Below are 19,317 nucleotides of genomic sequence, written 5' to 3'. Positions count from 1 at the left end.
ATCAGCCCCGTGATCCCTGGAAGAGGTGGCATTGTTTTCCGATTCGCTATAGGAAGAATGAGAATGAGTTTGCTTCGGATTTCCGTAAGTTGAGCCGGTTCTCGGTCTCGCATCTGGTTGCCATCGCGACCAAGCGCTATCTCCACGAGCTGCTGTGCGATTCAGCCGGAAGGCATAATTATGTTCGGTTCCCCCATTATGCCATCGGCCGGAGGAGCGCAGGGGGCATTTTGTGCTGGGAATTCTACTGGGGAGACACCGAAAACCACCCTACAAGGGCCTCACCCACCAAAATACTCCGCCGCACCGCCTCACATTAAGCATCTTTCGTCCACACGCACGCCAAACCAGGGGCGAGGTATGCCCATTTACGCCCCGCTTCCCGGAAAATAATTCACGCTCTTTTTCATTCACGGCAGCCCGATGTGCCCCGGGAGTGATCGCGTGTTCCCGAAAATGAATTGACAGAAACAGAGGAATATCCGAAATAATGAGTGAGCACTCACTCTTTTTTGTTCTCCTTCGCTGCTCAAGTCCGCTTAGAAAGGAGGTTACATGAAAAACCAACCGTCTCAGGATGAGACCATCAAGGCCGCGGAGGAAAATCTTTTCGCATACGTGAGGCTGTTTGCGACGCATGGGGAAAACGATTATTTCGAGGACCGCCACGCACTCAGGTTCATTTCGGAAATAGGAATTCCGTCCATGCAGTCGAATTCCATTTACAAAATGACGCTTGGCGGCACGGGAGACGCGGACGCCGGGATACGCGAGTTGGTCCGGCCTTTCAGCGATAGGAAGCTTCCCGTGTTCCTCACCACGGGGCCGTCATCGAGCCCGCACGACCTGGCGGCGCGCCTGAAAAAGAACGGTTTCACGCATGCGCAGACGCAGCGCGGGATGGCGATCAATCTCAACGAGTCCTCGATCGCGAAAGTCCCTGCTCACGGGCTGAATGTAAAAAGGGTTGAATCTCCGGAGGAATTAAAAGCATGGCTCGCGATCTACGCGGACGGGTTCGATTATTCGCGTTCCCTCGCCGATTTTATCTTCACCAGGTATCGGCGGCTGTTTATAGACGGCGCCCCGCCCGCTCTTCATTACCTGGCATATTGTTCCGGCAAACCGGCGGCAACGTTCACGGTATTCGTCACCGGAAAGATGGCCGGCCTGTATAACATCATCACGGTCCCCGAAGCACGCCGGAGGGGGATAGCGACCGCGCTGACCCTCACCGCGCTCGACAAGGCGAAAGAGCTCGGTTGCGGTTTCGCGACCCTTCAGGCGACACCCATGGGTGCACCGGTGTATCGTGCCATCGGGTTTCGGGAGATCTGCGCGTTCGACCTGTACATGAAGCTTCACGGGAAATCGTGTATCGGATTCCCCGCTGCCTTCGTCGGGAAGAAGATTTCGAATTCACTGCGGGGATTGCGGCGAATCTGACCGCGGGCGCCTCCCACGCTACGGCTAGGGCGTGTAAGTTCAGCATGACGGCGGGCCGTCATCCAGAAAGCATGAAAATAAGAACCATAATTCTTTTTAGCCACCTTTATGCATAACAATGCCTATTTTCGTGTTGGGGGATGTAAGAGATTGAGGAGATAAAGGCGGGGTTTTCAAAAGGGTAAAGAAATCCGTGTCTTTATCTCTATGATCGCCGTTGAGCCGTTATCTCCCTATCTCCCATGAAAGGCGCCATCAGTATAAGTATTGTTTTCGCGTTAGAAAAGGAGAGATGGAGATGTGACGAGATAATGGGCAGCTACTCGAAGAGGGCGATCGCCAGCATCATCCCTGTGCCCGCCGCCATAGCACCGAGCTGGATGATCGAGCGCAGCGGGTTCGTCTCCTTGTGGAGCTCGGGGATGAGGTCGGACGCGGCGATGTAGATGAATCCCCCCGCGGTGAGCGGGAGCATGAGTGAGGAAAAGTTCTCGAACCCCGTGTTCAGGAGTATCGCCCCCAGCGCGCCGAGAATCGCCAGGGAGGCCGATAAAAAATTGAAGAGGAGCGCCTTCCGCTTCGTGAATCCCGCGTGAAGAAGGATTCCGAAATCGCCGATCTCCTGCGGGATCTCATGCAGGACGACGGCAAGCGTCGTGGTGACGCCGATATGCGTTCCCGCCATGAACGAGGAGGCGATGAGCATCCCGTCGAAGAGGTTGTGGAGACCGTCCGCGACCAGGTTCATGTAGCCCACCGGGTGAATGCCGTTGTCCTTGCCCGGGAGGGCGTGATCATGCCTCCACTGTAGCAGCTTTTCAAGGATGAAAAATACGAAAATGCCGGCAATTACGAGCAGCGCGCTCTCCATCGCGGACGTGGAGCGCTTGAAGGATTCGGGAATGAGATGGATGAAGGAGTCGCCCAGCAGTCCCCCTACCGAGAGGCTTACGAGCACAAAGAGGCCCCTCCTGAGCATCTCTTCCCCGATGAGGAGGATGAGGATGCCTATGAGAGAGATGAGGCTCACCGCGATCACCGCGCCGAGCGAATACAGTATGGATTCCGACATGTGTGCTCCCCCGGACCGGCGGTTAGATCCCTTCCCCTTCCATGAAATAATGCTCCTCGGCGCGTCCCTGGTAGATGCGGCTGCGCGGCGGTACGTCGTGCGTGAGCCACACGTTTCCTCCGATCTCGGAACCGCGGCCTATGGTCACCCTCCCGAGAATCGTGGCGCCGGAATAGATTATCACGTTATCCTCCACGATGGGGTGGCGCGGTATGCCCTTCATGGGCCTGCCCAGTTCGTCCAGCGGAAAGCTCCGGGCGCCCAGGGTGACCCCCTGGTATATCCTCACGTTCGCACCTATGACGCAGGTTTCCCCCACGACCGTTCCCGTGCCGTGATCGATGAAAAACCGGCCGCCGATGCTCGCGCCGGGGTGGATGTCGATCCCCGTTTCCGAATGCGCCATTTCCGTGATGATGCGCGGGATGAGCGGTGCGCCCAAGCGGTACAGCTCGTGCGCGATGCGGAAGTTGGTGACCGCGCGTACGCTCGGGTAGCAGTAGATGGTTTCGCCGTAGCTTTTGGCCGCGGGATCGCCCTCGAACGAGGACTCCACGTCGGTCGTGAGCATGCGCCGGATCCCGGGCAGCGCATCGAGCAGGCCCAGGGTGATGTCGTGCGCGCGCACCTCGCAGACCGCACAATCGACCGATTCGGGATCGTCGCAGGAGAAGCACAGGCCGCGGTTTATCTGTTCCTTAAGGAGGGTGAACACCTTGTCGATTGTGGAGCCGATATAGTAAGGCATGGTCCCCGCGGTGAGCTCCGAGTGGCCGTAGTAACCGGGAAATATCACCTCGCGTAAAAGCTCCACGACCTCGCCCAGCGTCTCGACCGAGGGCATGGGCACCTCGTGGCTCGCCCTCTGGAACACGGTTTCGTACGAAGACGGGTGGCAAAGCTCCTCGACCACCCGTGCCAAGCTTTCCTCATAGCGCCCGTTCATTCTGGAGTCATCGCCCATAGTTCTCCGTCCTTATTGTACAGCGCCGCCGGGCCCTTAGCCCGACCCCGCGCGAACTGCCTCTCCGCCCGGGCCGGAGCGAGGATCCGCCGCGACAATCGTGCGATCCCGGGAAATACGCGTATTCGGTTTTGTCCGTGTATATATTCATGCCACGGACGCGTCAACGATAAAGATGAAATTCGCCCTTTTCGCGGACATAGCGTTCCTCGGTTTCGTGCCACGAAGCCGCAACCTCTTCCAAGGGAAGGGCGGCATGGAGCATCGTACGGATTCCTGCTCCCCCCGCGAGCAGGTCGAACGCGGGGTGGATGTCGTTGAATTCGTACACCCCGCGGGCGAATGCGAACTCTCCCGGGTACAGGCGAAGCGCGGTATGGACGACGGCCACCCCCGCCAGGAATGACCGGAACTCCGCGGGTTTCGTCACGTGGAGAAAGGCGCCCCCGCACACGGATCCCGCGAACTTGTTGAACGTAGGTTTGAAAAACAAGGGGCGGAAATGCGCCCCGGGAACCCCCAGGGCGTTGATCTCCCGGCAGAAGAGATACGGGTCGATCCACGGCGCCCCGAACATCTCGAAGGGCGTGGTGGTTCCCCTGCCCTCGGAGAGGTTCGTGCCCTCGAGCAGGCACATGCCCGGATAGACGAGCGCGGTATCTTCCGTCGGCATGTTCGGGGAGGGTGGGACCCAAGGGAGCCCGCATGATGTGAAGGACATGTCGCGGCGCCATCCCTCCATCCGTACGATGCGCAGGTCCAGGTCCAGGCCGTTCCGGTTCTTGTACAGAAATGCGAGCTCGCCGGCGGTGAGCCCGTGGCGTACGGGCACCCGGAATACCCCCACGAACGACTCGAATCCCTCTTCGAGCGGCGGTCCCTCCGCGCACGCGCCCCCTATGGGGTTGGGCCGGTCGAGCACGACGAAGCGTATGTCCCGGCCGGAGGCCGCGCCCATGCACATGGCCATGGTATTCGCGAAGGTATAATAGCGTGTGCCGATGTCCTGTATGTCGAACACTACGGCGTCGATGTCGTCCAGCAGGGCGCCCGCCGGCGCAAGGGAGTCGCGCGAGGAGCCGTACAGGCTCACCACCTCGCAGGGAAACGAAGGCTCGCGCGTAACGGCCGCCTGGTCCTGTTCGGTGCCGTAGATGCCGTGTTCGGGGGAGAAGACACGTACGAGGTTCACGCCCGCGTCCGCGAGCGCATCCCACCCGTACCGAAGGCCGGAGGTTATCGAGGTCTGGTTGGCGATGAGGGCGACGCGAAGCCCCGCGAGGGGATGCGTTTCGCCCAGCAGGACATCAAGCCCCGGTCTTGCCGCCGGTCTGGGTGGGAGTGTCTTTGTGGTCATCTTCCCCGTTCATGGATTTCTTGAATTCCCTGATGCCGCTTCCGATGTCCTTGGCGATTTTCGGTATCTTGCCCGCGCCAAAGACGAGAAGTATAATGAAGAAAATGATCATCAGCTCCGGTATGCCTAGATTCATGGATGTCCTCCCGTATGCATGACCAGTGGCTTCAACACCGGAAATTTATCAACTCTTTTCTCTACCGGTAATCTACTTAATGTCCACTCCCGCGGCAAGTACCCGGTCTCGCGTAACCACGGCACCGCTCACCCGGTCGCCTGCCGGTACCCTGCCCCCCGGGAGCACCACCGAGCGCTCGACAAGGGCCCCTGCCCCGATTTCCGCGCCGCTTCCTATCACGGAGTCCCGTATATCGGCCCCCGGCCCGATACGCGTGTCACCGGAAACGTCGTGCATTGTAATGCCGAGCGCCCGGTACATGCGCGCCTCCAGGCCGCTTTTTCCGCCCATGAGCGCCATGCCGGCGGACAGGTACGAGCTTACGGACCCGATATCGCGCCAGAGCCCCGTGTGCTCGTAATAATGCAGCGTCCGCCGACGGATGAGGGCGACGTAGGCGGTGTAGACGATGCTTGAAAATCCGGCGGTGCAGAATTCGAGAACGCGGGGGGAAAGCACCGCGAGTCCCGTGTTCACGAGTGGGCCCCTTTCCCCGGTTTCAAGGAAATTCCTGAAATCGACGACGCGGGTTCCGTCCGTCCCGGCGTCCCCGGGGACGCCCTGTTCCGATCCGTCCGCGAGCATCACCGTGCCCTCGGCGCCCAGCGTCCGGTGCCGCGCGATAATATCCGCGAGCTGCACATCGGTAATGACGTCGCCGTTCAGGAGGACGAAATCGCCGCCGGCGAGGATGTCCGCGCATTTTTTCACGCCGCCCCCGGTACCCAGGATCGTCTCCTCGTATGAGAAATGCACCTCCATCCCGAAGCGGGCATTCTCGTCAAAATATTTCCTGATTTCATCGGGGCGATAGTGAAGGTTGACCACGACCTCGCGTATTCCCGCCTCCGCGCAGAGCATGAGGGCATAACAGATCGCGGGAACGTTCACCACGGGGACCAGGGGCTTCGGGATTTCATCCGTGACCGGGCGCAGGCGCTCGCCGTATCCCGCTGCGAGTATGAAGGCCTTCACCGCGCGCCCCCGAACGCGTTATCGATGAGCACGCCCGCGCGCTTCAGCTCGTCCCTTCGCGCCGCCAGGGCGCGCACGTATCCGGTCGCGGGCGGGATGTACTCCGCGAAATATTTTTTCCCTCCCTTCGACGACTGGAAGCCGTAGGTACCCAGCGCCTTCACGACGCGCTGGAAGGCCATGATGTCGAAGAAGCGGTCGAACTCGTCCCGTCCCATCCGGTGGATTCCCTTTTCCCGCGCGGTCTCGAAGTAATAGGATGTCAGATGCCCTGCAAGGCCGGGATCGAGCACCGCGTAGGGATCGCGCAGGAGCGACACCAGGTCGTACTGCGGGAGTCCGGGGCGCGCGTCCTGGAAGTCGATGACGTACGGCGCGTCGCCCGCGAGCATGATGTTCCTGCTCTGGTAGTCGCGGTGGTTCAACACGAACAGGTCCCCGCGGTCGAGTATCGACGCGATGCGGGTGAAATCGGCGCGCAGCGCATCGACATCGGTCCCGGACAGCGGCGCGCCCAGGTAGCCGTTCAGCATGTGCTCCAGGAAGTAATCGAATTCGAACATGAGGCGCGCGGAATCGAAGCGATATCCGAAGGGAATAGAGCCGTCGTCCGGGACGGACTGGATGCGCACCAGGATGTCGATTATGCGCCGATACACCGATTCCTCTTCCGCGACGCTCATGGTCCCGCGCGCCTCTTCGAGCAGGAGGTCGCCCAGGTCTTCGAGAAGCAGGACGCCCGTGGCGTTATCCATGCGATAGACATCGGCCATGGGGATCCCCTGTTTGGTGAAGAGGCGATGCACCGCGGCGTAGTGGTAATCCTCGAGTGGTTTCCCACGGAGCGCCGCGTCGCGGCAGAGGATGCTGGTCCCCTTTTCCGCACGCACCCTGAAGTACTCGCGCGCCGAGGCGTCGCCCATGAGCTTGTCGACGGACGAGATCGCCCCCCAGCGGTCGCGGATAAACGAGGCGGTATCGGGATCGGGCATGTATGCGGGTCGAGGGTCGTTCATGAAGTTTCCTGGTCCGGGGTTCCGCCGGCACTATTCGCTGCACGGGCATTATGGCGAAACCGGATCGGTCATGCATAGCAGGGACTGTGGGTTTCTGTCAAACAGGAAACAGGAAGGTGTCTGCCGGTCGGGGATGACAAGGGCGATCATCGAGGTTATATTTCTAGAATGGGACTCACGATCCGAAAACCGTGGGACACGGGAAATGGCGGGCGCGCTATTGCAATGAAGAGCGATAAGGTCAACAACGATTTTTACGATAGCTACGGTGACCGGTGGTACACGGCCCATGACGACCCCGTGGCGCTGCTGCGCGCCGAGGGCAGGATCAAGAACGCCTGGATCACGGAGACGATCCGCGGAAAGTTCGGCGAGGAAAAGATCACCGTGCTCGACGTCGCCTGCGGCGGCGGCTTTCTCGCCAACAGGCTTGCCGCCGAGGGGCATACGGTGACGGGGGTCGATATTTCCCACAGCAGCCTGGCCGCCGCCGCGGCGCGCGACGCGACGCGCAGCGTTCGGTACCTCCAAGCCGACGGGTACCGTCTCCCCTTCGCGGACGGGAGCTTCCGGGTCGTGTGCATGATGGATTTCCTGGAGCATGTGGAGGACCGGCAGGCGGTGATCCGCGAGGCGTCGCGGGTGCTCGTGCCCGGCGGACTTTTTTTCTTCCACACGATAAACCGGAACGTGTTCGCGTGGTTCCTCATCATCAAGTGCGTCGAGTGGTTCGTCAGGAACACGCCACACCACATGCACGTGCTGCGACTGTTCACGAAGCCCCGGGAGATCAGGGAGATGTGCCGCCGCAGCGGCCTGGATGTTGTGGAAATCAGGGGCATACGTCCCCGGTTGAATGCAGACCTTATAAGAATTCCCTTAACCGGAGTAGTTGGAGAAGGCTTCGGGTTTACCTTCACCCCACTCACGCTTTTCTCGTTTATCGGGTACGCGCGGAAGCGTCCCTGAATCAGGATCCCGATTTTCGCTCTTGATCACCAGGTTTTCCATCACAGCGAGCCGCCACCACTTAACGAAGCTTCCTCTCTTCATCCAGAAGTGCGCCTTCCCGTCACTGAAATAGGCCTTCGCATCCTAATCGATACCCTCCTGGCCGATGGTAAAAAAAACCACCTTTTCGTTCAGCTGTGCGCTGACCTCCCTGATCTCTCCCGCGCGCGCCGTGAGACCATCTGCGCCTTCTGCGTTCCGCTGGGTAATCTCGCTTATAGATTCTATGGACGACACGATTTCCGCGAGCGAGTTTTTCTGCTCGTCCGTAGCCTCGCGAATGCCTTCAGAGTGCTTTCTGAGCAAGGCGGCGTGTCTGTTAACGGCTTCGTTAGCCTTCACTTGTCCGGCCATGTTGTCGAACACATTCTCGATTTTCTGGCTTATCACCATTACCGCCCGCAATATTTTCCCAGCGTTCGCGACCGTTTCCAGGGATTTCTTTCGCCCCTCCCCGATTTCAATCTCGTTCGTTCGTATCAGCGTGCTGATACTTTTAATGCTCAGAGCAGTCTCATCCGCGAGCTTCGTTATCTCTTGCGCGACCACGGCAAAACCGCGTCCCGCCTGCCCTGCACGCGCCGCCTCAATGGCGGCGTTCAGCGACAGAAGGTTTATCTGCTCGGAAATGTTGTCGATGATGTTGACGATATTCGTTATGCCGGACGAGCTCTCGCCGATTCTCTCCATGCTGCCACCCATCGCCTCCAGGGATTTTTCGGCACTGCTTACCGTTTCGAGAATGTTTGCCGTCTCCTGCTGGACCGCGCGCAGCATTACGTCCGTCTCGCTCACCAACCCGCTGAGAACGGTGATCCGGTGAATCAACTCATCCAGAAGCGCGAGTTGCTCCACCGAATTGCCCGCGATCAGGCTCATTCGTTCATTAACTTGCAGGACGCTCGCGCTTACCTCCTCCGCCGCCGCAGCCTGATTTTGTGCGTTATTCGAAAACACTCGTGCCGACGAGTGCATCCCTTTCATGGAAGAATGCAATCCCATGCTGAATTTCTGAACCCCGGCAACCACGTCCGCCATTCTAGTCGTGAAGCTGTCGAACGATGAGAGAAGCCGGATAATTTCATCGCCCACATATCCGTTCTCGTGCGCCGCATCATCGAGGCCGTATAACGCGAATGACTTTTTCAACTCCGTCTTGTCGTGACTCAGATCGCCGGACGTAAGCCTCTGAACCTTTTTCATTACATAATGCATGGGTTTGAACAGGAACCCGGTAATCGCCTTCGTAGTGACGATGATTAGTATACAGATTACGATCGTAAAAGAATACAGGATAAACTGCAGTCGCGCCAGCGTGCGTTCACTATGACGACCGGAGAAGACCGCACGCAGTATACCTATCTTCACCCCGTCCATGAGGAAATCCTTCTCGATCAGGATCGTTCCCGAACCGGCCACCTCGTTCGACAGGCTCACAATCTCGATCCCCTTGCTGTCCGCGATCACGATCGATTCGACATCCTCGTCGGCCAGAAAAGAGCGCGAGGTCGCGGCAAGCGCCTTAGCATCATACTCCCACAGCGCCGCGAGACTCGACGATACAATGAGCGCCGACATTTGCTCGGCCTTATCTTTGAGACGGGACTCGTTCTCTTTTCTCAATCCTGCCGCGAGCATATAAATGAACACGATCAGGGACAGGCATACCACGGTGCCCACCGGAACTATAATTTTGTTCCTCAGGGAGAGCCGGCGGTAATATCTCGGCGCGTGCTCCTTGATCACCTGAAGAAGTTTTCGCGCCGATTCTCCCGCACGCTTCATTCGTTCCTCCTCGCAAGCCTTTACTTGACCTGATTGAGCACCGACTGCACCGAAAAATCGTATTGTAGGGCGGCGGAATTCAGGGCTTTGGAAAACTTCCGAAAATCGATTTTGCCCCAGTTCTCTCGGCCCAGGGCATTGATATACGATTCAGCATTCACCTTTGTAACCGCGCTCATTCGAGAGCGCATCCGCACCGTTTCCGCAGCGAAATCCTTGCCGTGAAAATAGTCATATGCAAGCACCGCGACCCATGCCCCTTCCATGAAGTGACCGCCCATTGTCGCGGTCATCTCCCCGGCCAGGACGGAGCGCAATCCTTCCGCACTCCAATCCACACCGCCAGTTATGATATCCGTACCTACTTTCAGATCGAGATCTCCGGCACCGCTGATGACGCCCAGCGCCACCGCGTCACCGGCTGCCCACACCACGGAGGTGTCCGGGTACCTGCTCTTTTTAAGAAGATTGAATTTCATACGGGCCATATCCGAGCTCCAATCGGTAGAGAACACTTGCTGCAGCCTCACATGAGGGTGGATCCGTACTGCGCGCTCCAACCCCCGCTGCCGCTCCGCAGAGGCGCTGTCGGCGATGTTCCCCGTGAGCGCGACCATGTAGACGCTTCCATCCGGTCTGGAGGGTGCGTTTCGGATAAGGATATCGGCCAGGACGAAACCGGCCTCCTCGTCGTCCGGCAGCATCTCCCCGATCCAGTATTTGAATTTTTCGCGTGGTTTTCCCAATTCGTCGCGCTCCGAGAATCCTGCGTTCACGATAAACGAGGGCACGCGCGCGGCTTCGGCCATTTCCAGAATTACTCTTCCCTGCTTCTTGAAGTTTTGAAACACCAGCATCGATGGATTGTCTTCTTTCAAAGCATGCTCGGCCTGTTCCACCATCTTCACATGGTTGCCGTTTGCGAAATAAACCTTCATTTCCATTCCGAGATCGTCGATCGCTTCCTTCATGAAGGAGGCAAACTGCTCCCAGAAAATATCATCTGGACCCCGCGGCGAAAAAAACACGATTTTCACTTTGTTTTCTTCAGGTCTTAATGGAGCAGTAATCAACATGACAGCCGCAGCAAGACACACAACCGCCATCAATCTGAACGCGCGCATTTGATCGGCCTCCTGCCGCACATAGTTATATCCGTGCCCAAAGATTCGCATGAATAATATACCACATCTTCTTATACGGAACCTATTCCCTGGAACTGTTTATCTCGGATAAGCCGGACAGCCGCACCGGCGGCCCCGTACAGCGATATCGAATAGTCCCTGATAAGGTAAACGGGAATTTTGTTGAGAATGCCCTCAATCGAGGCGCGATAATTCCTGCTGAAGTGCTTCATAAAAACCTCGTTCTCAAGTATCAGGTTCCCGTTACGCGCAACCATACCGCCGGCGATGTAGACCCCGCCCATGGGAAGGAACACCGCGCAAAGGCTCCCGGTGAAATTGCCCAGCATGCCAAGAAAGAGCGTGACGGTTTCTCGACAGATTTCATTTTCCATACGATAGCGCTCAATGAGTGCAGGCTTCTGAGTATCGGGCGCGGCGTCCACCATGCGAAGTATGTCGTCCGTTTCAACGGGTCCGCGCTGGCGCAAAAAGCGGTAGATATTCACAATGCCTTGACCCGATACGAAGGGCTCCACGCCAGACTTCACCGGCATGCTCCCGCGCACGAATTCGCAAAGATCCCGTGTATGGGAATCATACGGTGCAAAATCGGAATGCCCTCCCTCGGACGGGAAAGGAATATATGAGCCGTTCACGGGAACCAGAAAGCCCACGCCAAGTCCTGTGCCGGGTCCAATGACGAGCTTTACACCCCCGCTTTCCGGCGGCAGGGATCCGTCAGGATGCGGAACCTTCACGATCTTCTCGGCGTCCTCCACATCAAGATGGGGCACGGCATGGCTGATCGCGAGGAAATCGTTTATTACCACGGTCTCGATCCCCGTTTCCGATTGCACGCGGTTCCCGTCCACGTCCCAACGGCAGTTCGTCATACGGCAGCGATTGTGCTCGACCGGTCCCGCCGCGCTTATGCAGCACGCCTGGGGCTTTAGGTGGGGATATCGCTCCGCTACGGAATAGAGCAGGTGGAACACAGGCTCCAAAATATCGGTCACCTCGGCCGAAGGTCGCTGCATCTTTGCGATGAGCGTATACCTGCCCCTCTTTTCGCCAACAAGCGCGAGGTTGGTGTTCGTCCCCCCTACGTCCCCCGCCAGCAGAATGGAATCCTGGTCTAAATCACTGCTCAGCCACCGCATGGTCATATTCCAGCTCCTTCCGTGCTCAGCTCCCGCACGGCAGAACCTTTGAGCGCGTAGATCAGGATATAGATGTAGCACAACAACGGCAGCGCGAAGGAATAGTGGATCCCGATATGATCGGCGAGCACTCCCTGCAAAATCGGTAGGATCGCGCCCCCTACGATGGCCATGCACAGAATGCCCGAGCCCTGGCACGTATGCTCGCCCAAGCCGCGTACCGAGAGGCTAAAGATCGAGGGGAACATGATGGAGTTGAACACGCCGACGAGTAATATCGACCACATCGCGATTTTACCCGATGTAACGATAGTGACAAGGACCAGAAGGGCCGCCCCAGCGGCGTTGAAACCCAGGACCCGGTCGGGATTTATTTTCTGCATAACCGCAGACCCCACAAACCTCCCGATCATCGCACCTCCCCAATAATATGCCACAAACGTGCCGGCCTTCATCTTCGATAATCCCCCTATGGAACCATCGCTTATGAAGTTCACCATAAAGCTGCCAATAGCAACCTCCGCGCCTACGTATACGAATATGGCCAGGGCCCCGAGAACGAGGTGCCGGTATTCCCATACGCTCTTCTTCGAAACCTGTCGCTCGGTCACCGCGCACTCGCCAACGTTTATCTCCGAGATCGAAGGCAGTTTAAAGAAATAGAACATAACGGCAATAATGAAAAGCGTGATCGCGAGGCCCAGATACGGCATTTGCACCACGGACGATTCCGCGATACGGTACGCCTCTAATTCCGCCGCAGAGAGCTTCACGGTTTCTTCCGGTCCCAGCAAGACGACCGACAATATTATCAATGAACCGAAGAAAGGGGCCACGGTGGTTCCAAGCGAATTGAACGCCTGCGTCAGCGTGAGACGGCTGGATGACGTCTCCTGACTTCCGAGCACCGTGACATACGGATTTGCGGACACTTGCAAAAGCGTAATTCCGGAAGCGAGAATGAACAGGGCCGCAAGGAAGAGCGCGTATGAGCGCAGCCCCGCCGAGGGATAGAACAGCAGGCAGCCTGTGCCGGCTATTACCAGCCCGATTATTATGCCGGTTTTATACCCTACCTTCTGTACCAGGGCACCAGAGGGGGCGGAAACGATAAAATAGGCCCCGAAAAAACTGAACTGAATCAGCATCGACTGGGCATAGCTGAGCGCGAAGACCGCCTTTAAATGGGGAATCAATATATCATTCAGACAGGTAAGGAAGCCCCATATAAAAAAGAGCGAAGTGAGTATTACGAGCTCTTTCGTGTGTCGCGTAGTGGCGGCGCCGACGGCGCCCGCGTCCGGGATTTTCTTGCTGTGCGACATGGGATCCTCCGTTATTTGAACTCGTACGAAATCCTCAGGCGAAACGAGCGCATATCGTTGTCCCATTCCGAATTCGCGTCGACGTCCTGGATATGTGCAGTGGCAAAGCCGTACACGGCCTTGAGGCTGAGACCCTCTATCGGAAGGCGGAAGAGATACGACATGAACATTTGATCATGGGTGTTTTCCTCTCCCTGTTTGTTTTTCTGCCGTGTGTGGTGGTAGCCCAGTCCTATGGAATTTTTCCAGAAATCGACATCGATGAAGGCGCCAATGCTGGTGGTGTCCGTCGTCTTTTCCCCGTCGACTTCTCCATTGATATTAATGTATTTCACATGCGCGCTCGAATAATCCACGCCCGTGGTAACTACCGGGAGGTTGAGCTGCAGCCTCCCGGCGTATCCCCTGGACGTGACCTCCACCTTGTCGGCCTCGGTCTGGGGCGACTGCCTCAGGTATTCATATCCCCCCACCACCTGGAATTTCCAGAGCTTGAGATCGGCCACGGGGCGGATCCCCATGTTGTTCTGATTCGACTCCTGGCCGTATACGCCCGCGACCTCGAATTTCAGGAAATCAAAGGGAAACAGATGCACGGCCGCCTGGCCGGCCTCGTTCTTATGGCCCCGGGTAAAATCGAGCAGATACATGGAAGGTCCGTCCAGCGCGCCCGCCTCCTCCGCGGTGTACAGTTCGATCCCCTGGCCGCGGGAATAGACCTCCCAGGCAAGGAAGCGTCCCACCTGTATGTCCCACCACTTCTGCCCGAATTTTACATAGCTGTCGAGGGTGTGCACTTCGTACTGGGATTGGGTATATTCGTTCTCGTATCCCACCAGCTCGACCTTCGCGAGCGCGAAAAAGTTCCCCAATTCCCGGTAGTAGGTGCCCGCGAGCACGAACCGGCCCTGCATGTAGTTCGCGGTCTGGTCATACTGGCCGCTTTGGGTGTTGCTGCGCTCCATATAGCCCGTATCCACCCAGAAATAGCCGGAAAGCTTTATAGGAATTTTAAGCTCTACCGAATCGGAGCGCAGGGGTTTCGATTCCTCCAGTACCATGCCCTCCGCCGCCGTCTCCTTCGCCGTCTCGGCGGCGATGGAGACGCTCGATACAAGCAGGAATAGCATGACAAGCACCCCGGCCGTCCCCTTCCTCAACCTCGTTTTGCCCTTCATAGTGTGCCCCCTTCTCGTCAAGGAATTGATGAGTCTTTTATTCGACGGTAAACATACCCGTCTTCATGTTCGTATCCGCGGAATCCGCCGAGGGCCCCACGTATAACTGATACGGCATCTTCTCAACCACCCACGTGTCCGTCCCCGCGTTCCAGTAGGCGAGATCACGTGCCTTCACCGCTAAGGTTACCGTTCTCGTCTCGGCGGGAGCGATATCCGCGGCACGCGCGAAGGTCTTGAGCTCCTTCACCGGCCGGCCCCATCCCTGCGGGTCGGCTGACGCGCTTATTGAGGTATTATCAAACCCTACATAGAGTTGTACGACCTCCGAGCCGGTCACCGGTCCGATATTCGTCACGTCGACGGTGACTGTGAGCGCATCGTCCTCGCCGATCGTCGCGTCGGAAATGGAGAGATTCGAGTAGCTGAATGTCGTGTAGCTTTGCCCGTATCCGAAATAATACATGGGCGTGATGCCCTGCTTATCCAACCAGCGGTATCCGTGATAGTAGTTGTAGGTCACGTCACCCGCGCTGGAATTATTGAACGCGGGCAGGTCCGCTTCGTTCACCGGGAAGCTCTGGCAGAGCTTTCCGCTCGGGTTGACATCGCCGGCAAGAATCTCGCCCAGGGCTATGCCCTCCCGCATCCCCCCATACCAGGACATGATGAGCGCGTCCACTCCGCCGATCCAGTCGTTCACGATCACGGCACCCCCGCTTTTCACCACAACGATAATCTTGAGAGACGGTTTTCCGCTTTTAAGGGCCACGGCATTGGCGATGTTCGTCAGATCGCGCGACTCAAGCGCCATGCTTTCACGGTCCTTCCATTCGCCCTCTTCTCCAGAAGGCGACCTGTTAAGGTCGGCATAAAAATACGCGCACACCACCACGACGCAATCGGCGGTTAGAATATCCGTTTCGTTGCCGGCAACGTTCTGGTACGTTGCCACCGCTGATGACGAGAAGACGCTCGCGATACCCTCGTAAGGCGTAAAAACGAGCGAGCTGTCCCTGGCTTTCGCATCGCTGGAACCCTTGTCGCCCATGTTCTCCATGTTCGCGAACATTCCCACCACCGCAATCTTCGTGACCGATGCCTTGTCCAGGGGAAGCACGTCGTCGGCGAGACTGCGCGTCGCGCCGTTTTTCAGGAGCACCATCCCCTCCTCCGCCGCCTTAAGGGAGAGGGCCTGTGCCGTGTCGGACTGTGTGAGATACGGCGTCCAGGCTGCTGAATAATTCAGCATCCCATAAGAAACTTTGCGATGAAGTATCCTGAGCACCGCCTCGTCCACGAGTTCCTCATCCACAAGGCCGCTTTCCACCGCGCTCGCCAGGTTGGTGCCGTAGAAATACGCACTGTCGAACTGGGAGGGGAAGGTCCCCGAGCTGAAGGGCATCTCCACGTCCAGTCCCGCCGCGGGCGAGTTGACCGAGCTTCCCTTCGCAAACCAGTCGGAGACTACGTATCCCTTGAATCCCCATTCTTCTTTGAGTATGTTCCTGATAATATCTGTGCTGTAGCAGCTATAGTTGCCGTTTATCCGGTTGTAGGCGCCCATGAAGACCGCCACGTCGCTGTCGGCGACCTTTTGGAAATGCGGCAGATACACTTCGCGCAGGGTGCGCTTATCCAGCACCGCGTTCACGTAGATGCGCGTGTCCTCAATATTATTGGCCGCAAGGTGTTTTGCGCACGCCTGGACACGATAGGTGTCCTCGATAACATGGTCGGGGTCGTCGGGATCGGCCGCGGTGGGATCGTACTGTACGCCCTTTATAAACGAGGCGCCCATTTCCCCCAGAAGAAAGCTGTCCTCGCCATAGGTCTCCTGCGCGCGTCCCCAGCGGGGATGCATCACCTGGTTAACAGTGGGCGCCAGCAGCACGTGCCGCCCCAGGTAACGCATCTCCTTCGCGCAGGCCTTGCCGATTCTTCTCTCAAGCTCACGGTCCCACGCCGAGGCCCTGGCCGCGGCCACGGGGAAGACCGTGGTTCCATAGTCGGTGTTGTACCAGCGCACGCCGCGCGGACCGTCCATGTATTTGTTGCCCGGAATGTCGAGACGGTCGTTGTCCTCCTGATCGAACATGTTGCTGGCGTTATAGACAGGGCCGCTCATCTGTTGAATCTTCTCCGACAACGACATGGACTTTAACAGCCGCATGGCTTTCTCGACGTCCGCGTCGCCGCAGCTCAGGTTTGCTTTTGAAGCAAGGGTCTCGTCACATTCGTTGCCGCCCCCGGACGAGGAGCAGCCGAGCAAAAAAACCCCCGCACACACAGCAAGTACCAGCCCCATGAAATATCGCGTTACCTTATCACACCCGTACATTTCTTCCTCCTCGATCCATCACTACTGCCGGCAGCAAAAAGATCATCCTGGTTAATTTGAAAACGGCGCCGTCGTATACCCCCATCCCCTGACGAACGTCGCGTGTTGCCCGTCATCCGGGAGGTCTTCCTTCTGCTGCGACTGATCCTGAACGACACTATCCGCACGCGGTAATCCCGCGGGGAGCGTCCCTTCGCCTTTTACAATCCCGAAGGCGACGTCCAGGAATACCTTGTCGGTGACCCCCCAGGATACGTATATTCCGCTCACGTGGGGGATGGCCATAATCTCGCTTACCACGGGAAGCCTTCCCGCATCGATCCCCACGATGATCTGGCATTGCGTGCCGTAGGTATCAATAGCGTTGCTGGCGGCCCGTACGTCATCGAGAACGGCGGCATTGTCGTTCGACGCGTACTCAAGCGATTCCTCGGAGTAGTTGAAACTTCCGCTGTCGGCGTCCGCCGAGAAGGGGGAACCCAGGCGTATGAACACGTAGTCCGAATACGCCATCTTGGATGCCGCGTCCAGCGTGTCGTACACGATACCGGATTCCACGGGGCTTTCGACGGAGGAGGCGAAATTCGTCAGCGTGCCGTATCCGGCCGATACGCTATTCACGTAGTCGATGCTGAAACTGCCCGCCACGTAGAAGTTGCATCCCGGGGTCACGTAGACCTGTCCCGGAGGCGCGGGAAGCACCCTGCCGCTCCCGTTGCCGGCGTTCCCGGGATCCCCGGTCTGCGTTCCGTCGCCGGTGCCGTTCAGCCAGCCGGATGGCTTATTGGCATTGAGGATGAGCACCATGCTCCGGTTCAGGGCGTCCAGGCCCGCCTGGTACGCATTGTCGGTATTACAGAGCGACGGCGCCTTGGACGCGTCCACATAGGGGTTCTCGAATATGCCGAGCGTGAACATGAGGAGAAGGGCCTTTTCGGCGGCCGCGTCTATCTGCGCCCCGGTAATTAGCCCCGCGCTCAGGGCACTGGAGATGGGGGTGCTGTCGTCAAGTCCCCCGAACTGTTCGACCCCGGCGTTCACTGCCTTGGCGGCTCGATGCGCCTTGTCCAGCGCCTCTACGCCCCAGGGCGCTCCAAAGGGGCTCACCCCCGCGTCCCCGATAACCCCCCATGCCGAGAGCACCAGCCCGGTGAAGTCGTAATGGTCCCGCAGCACGCCGGTAATAAGGGCGTTGTTGAAGGCCGCACCCGCCTGTTCAATGGTGGATCCGTTCAGGAGACCGCCAAGGCCGCTCCAGCTTCCGGTTTCGGGAATGCCGTAGGCAGGCATCACTCCGGCGACCCCGGCCTCAAAGGCCCTCTCAAACACCGCGAGATGCGCATCGATATTGTCTCCCGGATAGGTCAGATACTGCCCCTTGGCAAGGCGGCCGTCCCAGCCGTCCGCAGAGGGCCCGGCCCCGGGGAAATACTTCACGATACAGGCAACGCTCGTTGTGCCGATACTTGTCCCCTGAAAACCTTTTATGTACGCCTCGATCATGCCGGCGACCGTTTGGGAGTCCTCGCCGAAGGTGAACTGTCCGTTAAACCAACGCGGATCGGTAAGCAGATCGGCCGAGGGCGAGAGCGCCATCCTCACACCGATGGCGCGGTATTCCTGGTTCGCGTATTTGCCGAAATTCTCCACCACCGTCGTTGACCCCGCGCTTGCCAGACCCAATTCCTGCGGCCATTGCGAATAGCCCTTCGCCAGGGTCCTGCCGTTGCCCGAGGAATGGCAGGGCTCCATGCTCAGGATAAAGGGGATGCCCAGGCTGCTCGCCTCGCAGAGCTCCTGCACGTTGTTGGCCCAGTTTGCTCGTGGCGTGAGCGCCGATGTATGAGCGCCCGTGAGGCCAAAGCGGACGTTCCCGCTATTAATGAGCGTCTGCAGGGCAGTGGATACGCTCGCGCTCGATGAGCTGGGGATGTCGGTAGTGGTCACGTGCAGCATAAGGCCAATCTTTTCCGCCGTGCTCATCCGGGTAACAAGGTCCGCCGCCCGCTCGGCGGCGGAAAGCCTCCAGTCCTCGTAATCATCCAACGAGCCGCTCCCGTTCAGATCCTTGAACTGCAATCCGTCCACGGAGATTGTCTGCTTACCCGTGGCGCTCGTATGAATACCAAGCGTGGGTTGTTCCTCCGAGGAGCCGCCGCCCCCGCCTCCTCCGCCTCCGCAGACAAAGAAGCCGGGCAGAAGTATAATCATGAGCGCCGATAAAAATTTCCTTTTCATACAATGTCTCCTTCTCTTCACCTGGATGCACCATCCCTCTTTGCTCGCCCGCCGAAAGGGGCATAACGCCCTCTCATCTTCGCAATCATCCGAAGATTTTCCCGTGCGCGATACGCCGACCGGTATCGTCCGCGGGAAAGCCCT

At 58.2% G+C, this 19,317-nt stretch carries 15 protein-coding genes; 2 read left to right on the top strand and 13 right to left on the bottom strand.

The features are described from left to right. The first annotated feature begins 555 nt into the window (after positions 1-555). Positions 556-1,446, top strand: coding sequence for a GNAT family N-acetyltransferase (locus tag EPN93_09900; GenBank protein ID TAL35759.1), 891 nt, complete (start codon positions 556-558; stop codon positions 1,444-1,446). 319 nt (positions 1,447-1,765) lie between these two features. Here EPN93_09900 and EPN93_09895 read toward each other — a convergent pair whose 3' ends face one another. From EPN93_09895 to EPN93_09870, 6 genes are all read right to left on the bottom strand, one after another. After that, a complete protein-coding gene (locus EPN93_09895) occupies positions 1,766-2,518 on the bottom strand; it encodes a ZIP family metal transporter (GenBank protein TAL35758.1) in 753 nt (250 codons plus the stop codon). A gap of 22 nt (positions 2,519-2,540) precedes the next feature. Further along, positions 2,541-3,482: a serine acetyltransferase gene (locus EPN93_09890; GenBank protein ID TAL35757.1), complete on the bottom strand. Its 942-nt coding sequence runs from the start codon at positions 3,480-3,482 to the stop codon at positions 2,541-2,543. A 163-nt stretch (positions 3,483-3,645) separates the two neighbouring features. Next, entirely contained in the window at positions 3,646-4,839 is a 1,194-nt protein-coding gene (locus EPN93_09885; GenBank protein ID TAL35756.1) for a DUF1343 domain-containing protein, read from the bottom strand. After that, on the bottom strand, positions 4,790-4,975 hold the full coding sequence (locus tag EPN93_09880) for a twin-arginine translocase TatA/TatE family subunit (GenBank protein ID TAL35755.1): 186 nt from the start codon (positions 4,973-4,975) through the stop codon (positions 4,790-4,792). The genes EPN93_09885 and EPN93_09880 overlap by 50 nt, the downstream gene beginning before the upstream one ends. A 72-nt stretch (positions 4,976-5,047) precedes the next feature. After that, on the bottom strand, positions 5,048-5,992 hold the full coding sequence (locus EPN93_09875; protein TAL35754.1) for an NDP-sugar synthase: 945 nt from the start codon (positions 5,990-5,992) through the stop codon (positions 5,048-5,050). Continuing rightward, positions 5,989-7,008 carry an aminoglycoside phosphotransferase gene (locus EPN93_09870; GenBank protein ID TAL35753.1) on the bottom strand — a complete coding sequence of 340 codons (1,020 nt, stop codon included), beginning with the start codon at positions 7,006-7,008 and terminating at the stop codon, positions 5,989-5,991. The genes EPN93_09875 and EPN93_09870 overlap by 4 nt, the downstream gene beginning before the upstream one ends. Positions 7,009-7,233: 225 nt before the next feature. On the opposite strand from EPN93_09870, the gene ubiG reads away from it, so the two are divergent. Next, positions 7,234-7,977 carry a 3-demethylubiquinone-9 3-O-methyltransferase gene (ubiG, locus tag EPN93_09865; GenBank protein TAL35752.1) on the top strand — a complete coding sequence of 248 codons (744 nt, stop codon included), beginning with the start codon at positions 7,234-7,236 and terminating at the stop codon, positions 7,975-7,977. Positions 7,978-8,103: 126 nt separating this feature from the next. On the opposite strand, the gene EPN93_09860 is transcribed toward ubiG, so the two are convergent. From EPN93_09860 to EPN93_09830, 7 genes are read right to left on the bottom strand one after another with little or no spacing between them, the layout of a single operon-like run. Continuing rightward, positions 8,104-9,804, bottom strand: a complete 1,701-nt coding sequence (locus EPN93_09860; GenBank protein ID TAL35751.1) for a hypothetical protein — start codon at positions 9,802-9,804, stop codon at positions 8,104-8,106. 20 nt (positions 9,805-9,824) lie between these two features. Then, positions 9,825-10,979, bottom strand: a complete 1,155-nt coding sequence (locus EPN93_09855) for a hypothetical protein (GenBank protein ID TAL35750.1) — start codon at positions 10,977-10,979, stop codon at positions 9,825-9,827. A gap of 20 nt (positions 10,980-10,999) precedes the next feature. Further along, positions 11,000-12,097: a glucokinase gene (locus EPN93_09850; GenBank protein TAL35749.1), complete on the bottom strand. Its 1,098-nt coding sequence runs from the start codon at positions 12,095-12,097 to the stop codon at positions 11,000-11,002. After that, positions 12,094-13,416, bottom strand: coding sequence for a sugar MFS transporter (locus EPN93_09845; protein ID TAL35748.1), 1,323 nt, complete (start codon positions 13,414-13,416; stop codon positions 12,094-12,096). Before EPN93_09845 ends, EPN93_09850 begins: the two co-directional genes overlap by 4 nt. Positions 13,417-13,427: 11 nt before the next feature. Beyond that, positions 13,428-14,594: a hypothetical protein gene (locus EPN93_09840; protein ID TAL35747.1), complete on the bottom strand. Its 1,167-nt coding sequence runs from the start codon at positions 14,592-14,594 to the stop codon at positions 13,428-13,430. A 37-nt stretch (positions 14,595-14,631) separates the two neighbouring features. Continuing rightward, complete coding sequence (locus EPN93_09835; protein ID TAL35746.1) at positions 14,632-16,935, bottom strand: hypothetical protein; 2,304 nt, start codon at positions 16,933-16,935, stop codon at positions 14,632-14,634. A 51-nt stretch (positions 16,936-16,986) separates the two neighbouring features. After that, positions 16,987-19,173, bottom strand: a complete 2,187-nt coding sequence (locus EPN93_09830; protein ID TAL35745.1) for a glycoside hydrolase family 3 protein — start codon at positions 19,171-19,173, stop codon at positions 16,987-16,989. Between the last annotated feature and the right edge of the window lie 144 nt (positions 19,174-19,317).

The organism is Spirochaetota bacterium (assembly GCA_004297825.1).
GTDB lineage: Bacteria > Spirochaetota > UBA4802 > UBA4802 > UBA5368 > FW300-bin19.
This window is presented reverse-complemented; position numbering and strand designations above follow the sequence as displayed.

What these genes read in the sequence shown, in the direction of transcription:
- EPN93_09900 (TAL35759.1), top strand. Translation starts at nt 556, where the DNA reads ATGAAAAACCAACCGTCTCAGGATGAGACCATCAAGGCCGCGGAGGAA.
- EPN93_09895 (TAL35758.1), bottom strand. Translation starts at nt 2,518, where the DNA reads ATGTCGGAATCCATACTGTATTCGCTCGGCGCGGTGATCGCGGTGAGC.
- EPN93_09890 (TAL35757.1), bottom strand. Translation starts at nt 3,482, where the DNA reads ATGGGCGATGACTCCAGAATGAACGGGCGCTATGAGGAAAGCTTGGCA.
- EPN93_09885 (TAL35756.1), bottom strand. Translation starts at nt 4,839, where the DNA reads ATGACCACAAAGACACTCCCACCCAGACCGGCGGCAAGACCGGGGCTT.
- EPN93_09880 (TAL35755.1), bottom strand. Translation starts at nt 4,975, where the DNA reads ATGAATCTAGGCATACCGGAGCTGATGATCATTTTCTTCATTATACTT.
- EPN93_09870 (TAL35753.1), bottom strand. Translation starts at nt 7,008, where the DNA reads ATGAACGACCCTCGACCCGCATACATGCCCGATCCCGATACCGCCTCG.
- ubiG (TAL35752.1), top strand. Translation starts at nt 7,234, where the DNA reads ATGAAGAGCGATAAGGTCAACAACGATTTTTACGATAGCTACGGTGAC.
- EPN93_09860 (TAL35751.1), bottom strand. Translation starts at nt 9,804, where the DNA reads ATGAAGCGTGCGGGAGAATCGGCGCGAAAACTTCTTCAGGTGATCAAG.
- EPN93_09855 (TAL35750.1), bottom strand. Translation starts at nt 10,979, where the DNA reads ATGCGAATCTTTGGGCACGGATATAACTATGTGCGGCAGGAGGCCGAT.
- EPN93_09850 (TAL35749.1), bottom strand. Translation starts at nt 12,097, where the DNA reads ATGACCATGCGGTGGCTGAGCAGTGATTTAGACCAGGATTCCATTCTG.
- EPN93_09845 (TAL35748.1), bottom strand. Translation starts at nt 13,416, where the DNA reads ATGTCGCACAGCAAGAAAATCCCGGACGCGGGCGCCGTCGGCGCCGCC.
- EPN93_09840 (TAL35747.1), bottom strand. Translation starts at nt 14,594, where the DNA reads ATGAAGGGCAAAACGAGGTTGAGGAAGGGGACGGCCGGGGTGCTTGTC.
- EPN93_09835 (TAL35746.1), bottom strand. Translation starts at nt 16,935, where the DNA reads ATGTACGGGTGTGATAAGGTAACGCGATATTTCATGGGGCTGGTACTT.
- EPN93_09830 (TAL35745.1), bottom strand. Translation starts at nt 19,173, where the DNA reads ATGAAAAGGAAATTTTTATCGGCGCTCATGATTATACTTCTGCCCGGC.